Raw genomic sequence first — 7,119 nt, forward strand, 5'->3', positions numbered from 1 at the left:
CCTCCACAAGCGGACTCGGCGACGACCTCTTGACAACGGAATTGGTCTGGACCAACTTGTTGTCATGTCCCCACATAAAAGATCGACACGACGATGTCCACGCGGACCGGCCCCACGATCGACACGACTGTGGTCGGGCGCGGTGACCTTCGCGCTGGCCCTCACCCTGGCGGGCGCGGCTCAGGCGTCCGCCGCGGACGTCGACAACGCGAAGAACGCCGGCTTCGAGTCCGGACTGACCGGCTGGAGCTGCTCCGCGGGCAGCGGCGCCGCCGTCTCCTCGCCCGTGCACGGCGGCGCGGCCGCGCTGAAGGCGACCCCGGCCGGCCAGGACAACGCCCGGTGCTCCCAGACCGTCGCCGTGAAGCCCAACTCGACGTACACGCTCGGCGCCTGGGTGCAGGGCGGCTACGCCTACCTCGGCGTGACCGGCACGGGCGCCACGGACGTCTCGACGTGGACGCCCGACGCCTCGTCCTGGAAGCATCTGACGACGACCTTCACCACGGGCTCCGCGACGACGTCCGTGACGGTCTACACGCACGGCTGGTACGGCCAGGCGGCCTACTACGCCGACGACGTCTCGGTCTACGGCCCCGACGGCGGCGGGGGCGGCGACCCCGCGCCCACGATCCCGTCCGCACCGGCGGGCCTGACCGTCTCGGGCACGACGTCGTCGTCGGTCTCCCTGGCCTGGAACGCCGTCTCCGGCGCGAGCGGGTACCGCGTCTACCGCGCGGGCACGCAGGTGGCGGCGGCGACCGGCACGTCCGCGACGGTGACCGGGCTCGCGGCGTCCACGTCGTACGGCTTCCAGGTGACGGCGGTCAACGCGGCCGGCGAGTCGGCGAGGTCGGCGACGGTCACCGGCACGACGGCCCCGACCGGTGACACCGGGGGCGGCTCACTGCCCCGGCACGCCGTGACCGGTTACTGGCAGAACTTCAACAACGGCGCCGCGGTCCAGCGCATCTCGGACGTCCCCGCCCAGTACGACATCATCGCCGTGGCCTTCGCGGACGCGACGACGACACCGGGCGCGGTGACCTTCGCCCTGGACTCCGCCGGTCTGAACGGCTACACCGTCGACCAGTTCAAGGCGGACGTCCGCGCGAAGCGGAACGCCGGCAAGAAGGTCATCGTCTCGGTCGGCGGCGAGCGGGGCTCCGTCTCCGTCAACGACTCCGCCTCCGCGGCGAACTTCGCGAACTCGGTGTACGCGCTGATGCAGACGTACGGCTTCGACGGCGTCGACATCGACCTGGAGAACGGCCTCAACGCGACGTACATGTCGCAGGCGCTGCGCTCCCTGTCCGCGAAGGCGGGCCCGTCGATGATCCTCACGATGGCGCCGCAGACGATCGACATGCAGTCGACGTCGAACGCCTACTTCCAGACGGCGCTGAACGTGAAGGACATCCTCACGGTCGTCAACATGCAGTACTACAACAGCGGTTCCATGCTGGGCTGCGACGGCAAGGTGTACTCGCAGGGCTCGGTGGACTTCCTCACCGCGCTCGCCTGCATCCAGCTGGAGGGCGGCCTGTCCCCGTCCCAGGTGGGCCTCGGCGTGCCGGCCTCCACCCGCGGCGCGGGCAGCGGCTACGTCTCCCCCACGGTGGTCGGCAACGCCCTGGACTGCCTGACGAAGGGGTCCGCCTGCGGTTCCTTCAAACCGTCGAAGACCTACCCCGCCCTGCGCGGCGCGATGACCTGGTCGACCAACTGGGACGCGACCGCGGGCAACGCCTGGTCGTCGGCGGTGGGCCCGCACGTACACGGTCTGCCGTAAGCCAGATCATTTCGCTGGGGAAGCCTCAGCGGGGGAGCCTCGGCTGAGGCTCCTTCGCTGGGGAAGTGGGAGCTCAGCTGCGCTGTGCTTCACCGAGGGCGTCGGCTTGACGTTCCAGTAGCTGCTGGTCCAGCTTCGGGACAAATGCGCGCTTCTTCGCGTCAGAGAGTTGGCTACCGACACTGCTGTCCGATACGACAGTGATGGTCCCTTCTCCTGAGCGGACAGTTGTGACCAGGGAATATGTCTCTGACTTGAACCCGTCGACATTCAAAGCCCAGTGCATCCGGAAGCTCACCGAGGCGTCACCCACCGATACCTGGTCCTTGACTCGTTCGACGCCCACATCCACGCGGTCGCCGTAGCGGCTTAGCAAGGACAGCGACGGACATGTGTCGAGCGCCGTGTCCAAGGAGGAGAGGTACGCGCCAGCGCCTCGGGAGCGATAGCTGGTGAAGGTAAGGGTCTCGGTCGGCGGGGCGAACTCCTGGGCGGATATGTTGACCCAGGCGCTGGCCACCGAGTCGGCAAAGACGCGAGACCTGGCATCCTCAAGCGGTTGGCATGCGGCAGGCCGCACGCTGTGATCGGACTTCTCGCCGCCGGTCTTCGTCTCAGGCGCGCTGGTGACCCTGTAGCCCGGCAGAGCGCCTTCTTCGGGAAGCGCTGCCGCCAACTCCGCAGCAGTGAGGGGCCGCCGCACAGTAGCCGACGGCCTCGGCGACGGGACAGGAGACGACGACGCGGACTCGTCAGCCGTGTCGCCCCCTCCTGAAGCGCAGCCGCCGACAAGAGTGAGCACAGCACTGACTGCAGCGGCAATGGAGAAACGACTGCCCCGGTAGGACGACATGCAGCTCCCCGCACTCGAACAGCGAATCGCACGGAGTCTAATCAGTGATCGTCTGCGTCGACACCGGTGAACCCTCGCGGTCACAGCACTAGGAGGACGGATGGGCGAGAGGGTGGCCGGGGTGGCGTCAGCCTGTCGGGCGGTAGTGGGCGAGGACCCAGGCCAGGTGGGGGAACCAGGTCTGGAGGCGGTCCTTCGGCTTGGCTGTGACGACGCACTCGTAGACCCGGCCGTCGACGTGGACCACGGCGACCATGAGCGCCTTGCCGTTGGGGCTCGCCTTGTAGTGGACGCTGCGGATCTCGGACCAGGGGAAGTCGACGGTGATGTCGTACATCTCGAAGGCGACGCCGGCCGCGTCCACGACGACCGCGTTGTGCTTGTCGACGGCCGTGAAGTCCGGGCCGGCCGACTGCTGCGGGGCGTACTGCGGCGGGGGCGGGCCGAACCCCGGCGGGGTGGGCGGCGGCGGGGTGGGCGGCGGCTGGTCTGTCACAGCGGAAACCTACCCGGCGGGGGTCGGGCAACCTCTTTCGGATCCCCCTGAAACATTTACCGTGCCCCACCGCATCAGTGAAGTGAGGGCGACACGGCGAGCGACACAGGGGGCACACACATGGGGCAGGTCCGCGCGGACGAGTACGCCGAGTTCGCGGCGGCGCGTGCCCGGCATCTGTACCGGTCGGCGTGTCTGCTCACCGCCGGGGACACGCACCTCGCCGAGGATCTGGTTCAGGAGACCCTCGGCAGGCTGTACGTCCGCTGGGGGCGGGTGTCCCGGGTCGACAACCCGGCCGGGTACGCGCAGACCGTCCTCACCCGCACCTTCCTCGCGCACCAGCGCAAGCGGAGCAGCCGCGAGCAGGCCGTGGACGTGTTCCCCGACGTGGCCGACGGCATGGGCTCCGACTCCTCGCTGCGGCTGACGCTCGTGCAGGCTCTCGGGCGGCTGCCCGCCAAGGACCGGGCCGTCGTGGTGCTGCGGTACTGGGAGGACCGCTCGATCGAGGAGACCGCCGACGCGATGAACGCCAGCTCCGCTGCCGTGCGGACGCGCTGCTCGCGGGCCCTCGGACGCCTGCGGCAGCTGCTCGGAGAGGACATGAGCGAGTACGCCCGGCCCTGAACCGTCCGACCCGCAGGGGCGGGTCGACTCGCCCGCTCCACTCGTCACCCGGTACTTCACTCCATCCCACGCGGAAGACGGTGTTCACCATGCCCGTAGACCAGCACAGCGATCCCTTCGAGGAGCGGCTCTCCGCCGCCCTGCACGAGGCCGGCGGCGCCTTCGAGGGTCAGGGCGGCGCGCTCGCCGCCGCCGGCCAGGCCCGCGGGCGCCGGCTGCGGCTGCGGCGCAGGGCCGCCGTCGCGGGCGGCGCGGCCGGTCTGGCCCTCGTGGGGGTCGGCGGGACGCTGCTGACGCCGTGGGACGACTCGCCCGCTCCTGTGAAGCCCGCCTCCGTCGCCGCGAGCGGCAGCGCCAAGCCGACGGCGTACTCGGCCGACGACGTGTTCCGCACGCTCAGGAAGCTGCTGCCGAAGGGCAAGTTGACCAAGACGGAGGCGCGCGGCACGACGGGAGATCTGCCGCCGCTCGCGCTGGGCGTGTTCGACGACGGCAAGGGCGAGGGGGCCGTCTCCGTCGGCCTGGACCGCGTCCGGACGGACACGAAGGGGTTCGACCCCGTCACAGCCGTCATGCCCTGCTCGGACGGCGGGCAGACGGGATTCGACAGCTGCCGCACCGACGTGCTGCCCGACGGGTCGGCGGTCACCGTCTACCAGGGCTACGAGTACCCCGACCGCCGTGAGGACACCAAGGCGTGGGGGGCCGACCTGGTAACTCCCGCCGGACAACGTGTCAGCGTCATCGAGTGGAACGCCGCGGCGGAGAAGGGCAAGCCGGTCACCCGCCCCGAACCCCCGCTGTCGACGACGCAGTTGAGGACGCTCGCCGCGGCCCCGGAGTGGCGCCGGATCGTGGACGCCATCCCGCTGGACCAGCGGCCGACCGCCGCCGCGAGCGCGTCCGCCCGGCCCGCGGAGATGGCCGGCTGGGTCATCCTGCGCAAGCTCAGTCTCCTGCTGCCGGACAACCTGAAGCGCGTCTCGTACGGCAGCCAGGAGACCGGGTTCGGATACATGATCGTCGACGACGGCAAGGGCAGGAGCCTGGTCCAGGTCAACGTGCAGCCGGCCATGTCCGACGTCGCCGACGAGCTGTTCGGCGACGGCTCCGAGACCCTGAAGGACGGCACCCGGGTCGCCGTCCACCAGGGGCCGGGCGAGAAGGGCGGGGCCGGGGTCGTGATGTGGACCGTCGACACCCTGCGCAAGGACGGCCTGCGGGTGGTGGTCAGCGCCTTCAACACCGCCGACCAGAACAAGGCGGCGACCCGCGCCGAGCCGGCCCTGACCGTCAAGCAGCTGCGGACGATCGCGCTCAGCCCGCGCTGGCGGAGCGCCGTGGACTGACGGGCCGCCACGGGCCGCGCGAGGCCCCGCCCGGGCACGCGCCGGCACGCGCCGGCAGGGGCGCGGCCCGGGGGCCTCGCGGGCCGGGGGCCGGCTGTGGCTCCGCGGGGTTCAACGGGGGCTCCGCGGGGCCCGGTCGGGGTCAGAAGAACTCCGACCAGGGCTGGTCCCGGATCTGCTTGACGCACAGCACCAGGAACAGCAGTCCCGCCAGCGCCAGCGGGGGTCCCGTGGGGGCCTGTGGGGGCCTGTGGGGGGTCCCGTGGGGGCCGCCATGAGGGTCAAGAAAGCGCGAAGCGGCCGGTCCGGCACGAGCGCCTGCCCGATCTCCACCTGATGTGCGCAGTCCGCCCTCGCGTGTGATCACTTTCGGCGGGTGCGTGCGCACATACACTTCGCGGCCGGTCATACGTCGTTTTGCGCACGTTTTTGGCCATCGCCCCTTTGCCACCCGTTACCTATTGACCTGTTCATGCCATGCATCGACGATGTGCGGCAGCCGCACACCAGGCGCACCGGCGAAGTGCACGCCCCCACACACTCCGACTCCCCACCAGGAGCGTTCATGCGACTGCGCACCCGCGGCAGCGGCGCGAGAAGCACCGTCCTCGCCGCCCTGCTGGCCCTCGCCTTGGCCGCACCGTTCTCGGCCGTCACCGACGCGTCGGCGGGCGGCGCCCGAAAGCCGGCGCCGTCCGCCGACGACGTCCGCCAGTACGAGATCCACGTCCGGCACAGCACCCCGCAGCTGCGCACCGCGATCGCCGCCTCCGGGGTGAGCGTGGACGAGGCCGACGAGGAGACCGTCGTGGTCTCCGGCCGGGCCGAGCAGATCGGGAAGCTGCGCGCCCAGGGGTACGCGGTCTCGCCGCTCGGCGCGGCGCCGGACCGGGTCGCCGAGGACGAGGTACGGCTCTTCGACTTCCCGTCCGCGGACTCCCGGTACCACAACTACGCGGAGATGACGGCGGAGATCGACCAGCGCATCGCCGCCCGCCCGGACATCATGAGCAAGCGGGTCATCGGCAGGTCCTACCAGGGCCGGGACATCGTGGCCGTCAAGATCAGCGACAACGTGGCCGTCGACGAGGCCGAGCCGGAGGTGCTGTTCACCCATCACCAGCACGCCCGCGAGCACCTCACCGTGGAGATGGCCCTGTACCTGATGCGCGAGCTGAGCGCCGGGTACGGCACCGACTCCCGGATCACCGACATGGTCGACGGCCGCGAGATCTGGATCGTCCCCGACCTCAACCCGGACGGCGGCGAGTACGACATCGCCACCGGCTCCTACCGGTCATGGCGCAAGAACCGGCAGCCCAACTCCGGTTCCTCGTACGTCGGGACGGACCTCAACCGGAACTGGGACTTCAAGTGGGGCTGCTGCGGAGGATCTTCGGGCACCAGGTCGTCCGAGACCTACCGGGGCGCGTCCGCCGAGTCCGCGCCCGAGGTGAAGGTCGTCGCCGACTTCGTGCGCAGCCGGGTGGTGGGCGGCAGGCAGCAGATCACCGCCGGAATCGACTTCCACACCTACAGTGAGCTGGTGCTGTGGCCGTTCGGCTACACGTACGCGGACACGGCGACGGGGATGAGCGCGGACGACAACGCCGCGTTCAAGGCCGTCGGCCGGAAGATGGCCGCGAGCAACGGGTACACCGCCGAGCAGTCCAGCGACCTGTACATCACCGACGGCTCGATCGACGACTACCTCTGGGGAACGCAGAGGATCTTCTCGTACACCTTCGAGATGTACCCGTCGTCCGGTTCGGGAGGCGGTTTCTACCCGCCCGACGAGGTCATCGAGCGGGAGACCTCCCGTAACCGGGACGCGGTGCTGCAACTGCTGGAGAACGCGGACTGTATGTACCGCTCGATCGGCAAGCAGGCGCAGTACTGCGGCTAGTCCGCGGTCTGCGGCCGGTCGGCCTTCCCGGACGCCGGCGCCTCGACGTCGGCGTCCGAGACCTCGGCCGCCTCGGCCGCCTCGGAGCCGTCG

The 7,119-nt window shown here is 70.4% G+C and carries 6 protein-coding genes; 4 read left to right on the forward strand and 2 right to left on the reverse strand.

Going from position 1 to position 7,119, the window contains the following annotated elements:
- The first annotated feature begins 64 nt into the window (after positions 1-64).
- The gene (locus ABT300_RS24435) at positions 65-1,792 is read left to right on the forward strand and encodes a chitinase (protein ID WP_351679370.1); all 1,728 of its coding nucleotides are present in this window, start codon (positions 65-67) and stop codon (positions 1,790-1,792) included.
- A 73-nt stretch (positions 1,793-1,865) separates the two neighbouring features.
- Here ABT300_RS24435 and ABT300_RS24440 read toward each other — a convergent pair whose 3' ends face one another.
- Entirely contained in the window at positions 1,866-2,468 is a 603-nt protein-coding gene (locus tag ABT300_RS24440) for a hypothetical protein (protein ID WP_351679373.1), read from the reverse strand.
- Positions 2,469-2,772: 304 nt separating this feature from the next.
- On the reverse strand, positions 2,773-3,141 hold the full coding sequence (locus tag ABT300_RS24445) for a hypothetical protein (RefSeq protein WP_351679376.1): 369 nt from the start codon (positions 3,139-3,141) through the stop codon (positions 2,773-2,775).
- Between the two features lie 120 nt (positions 3,142-3,261).
- Here ABT300_RS24445 and ABT300_RS24450 point away from each other — a divergent pair, with 120 nt between their 5' ends.
- The 3 genes from ABT300_RS24450 to ABT300_RS24460 all read left to right on the forward strand — a co-directional run bounded on the left by ABT300_RS24450 (position 3,262) and on the right by ABT300_RS24460 (position 7,026).
- On the forward strand, positions 3,262-3,771 hold the full coding sequence (locus ABT300_RS24450; protein ID WP_351679378.1) for a SigE family RNA polymerase sigma factor: 510 nt from the start codon (positions 3,262-3,264) through the stop codon (positions 3,769-3,771).
- Positions 3,772-3,860: 89 nt separating this feature from the next.
- Positions 3,861-5,120 carry a hypothetical protein gene (locus ABT300_RS24455; RefSeq protein WP_351679381.1) on the forward strand — a complete coding sequence of 420 codons (1,260 nt, stop codon included), beginning with the start codon at positions 3,861-3,863 and terminating at the stop codon, positions 5,118-5,120.
- Positions 5,121-5,685: 565 nt separating this feature from the next.
- The gene (locus tag ABT300_RS24460) at positions 5,686-7,026 is read left to right on the forward strand and encodes a M14 family metallopeptidase (protein ID WP_351679384.1); all 1,341 of its coding nucleotides are present in this window, start codon (positions 5,686-5,688) and stop codon (positions 7,024-7,026) included.
- The last annotated feature ends 93 nt before the right edge of the window (positions 7,027-7,119 follow it).

This window comes from Streptomyces sp. NPDC001027, assembly GCF_040299045.1.
In the GTDB taxonomy this organism is placed as follows: domain Bacteria; phylum Actinomycetota; class Actinomycetes; order Streptomycetales; family Streptomycetaceae; genus Streptomyces.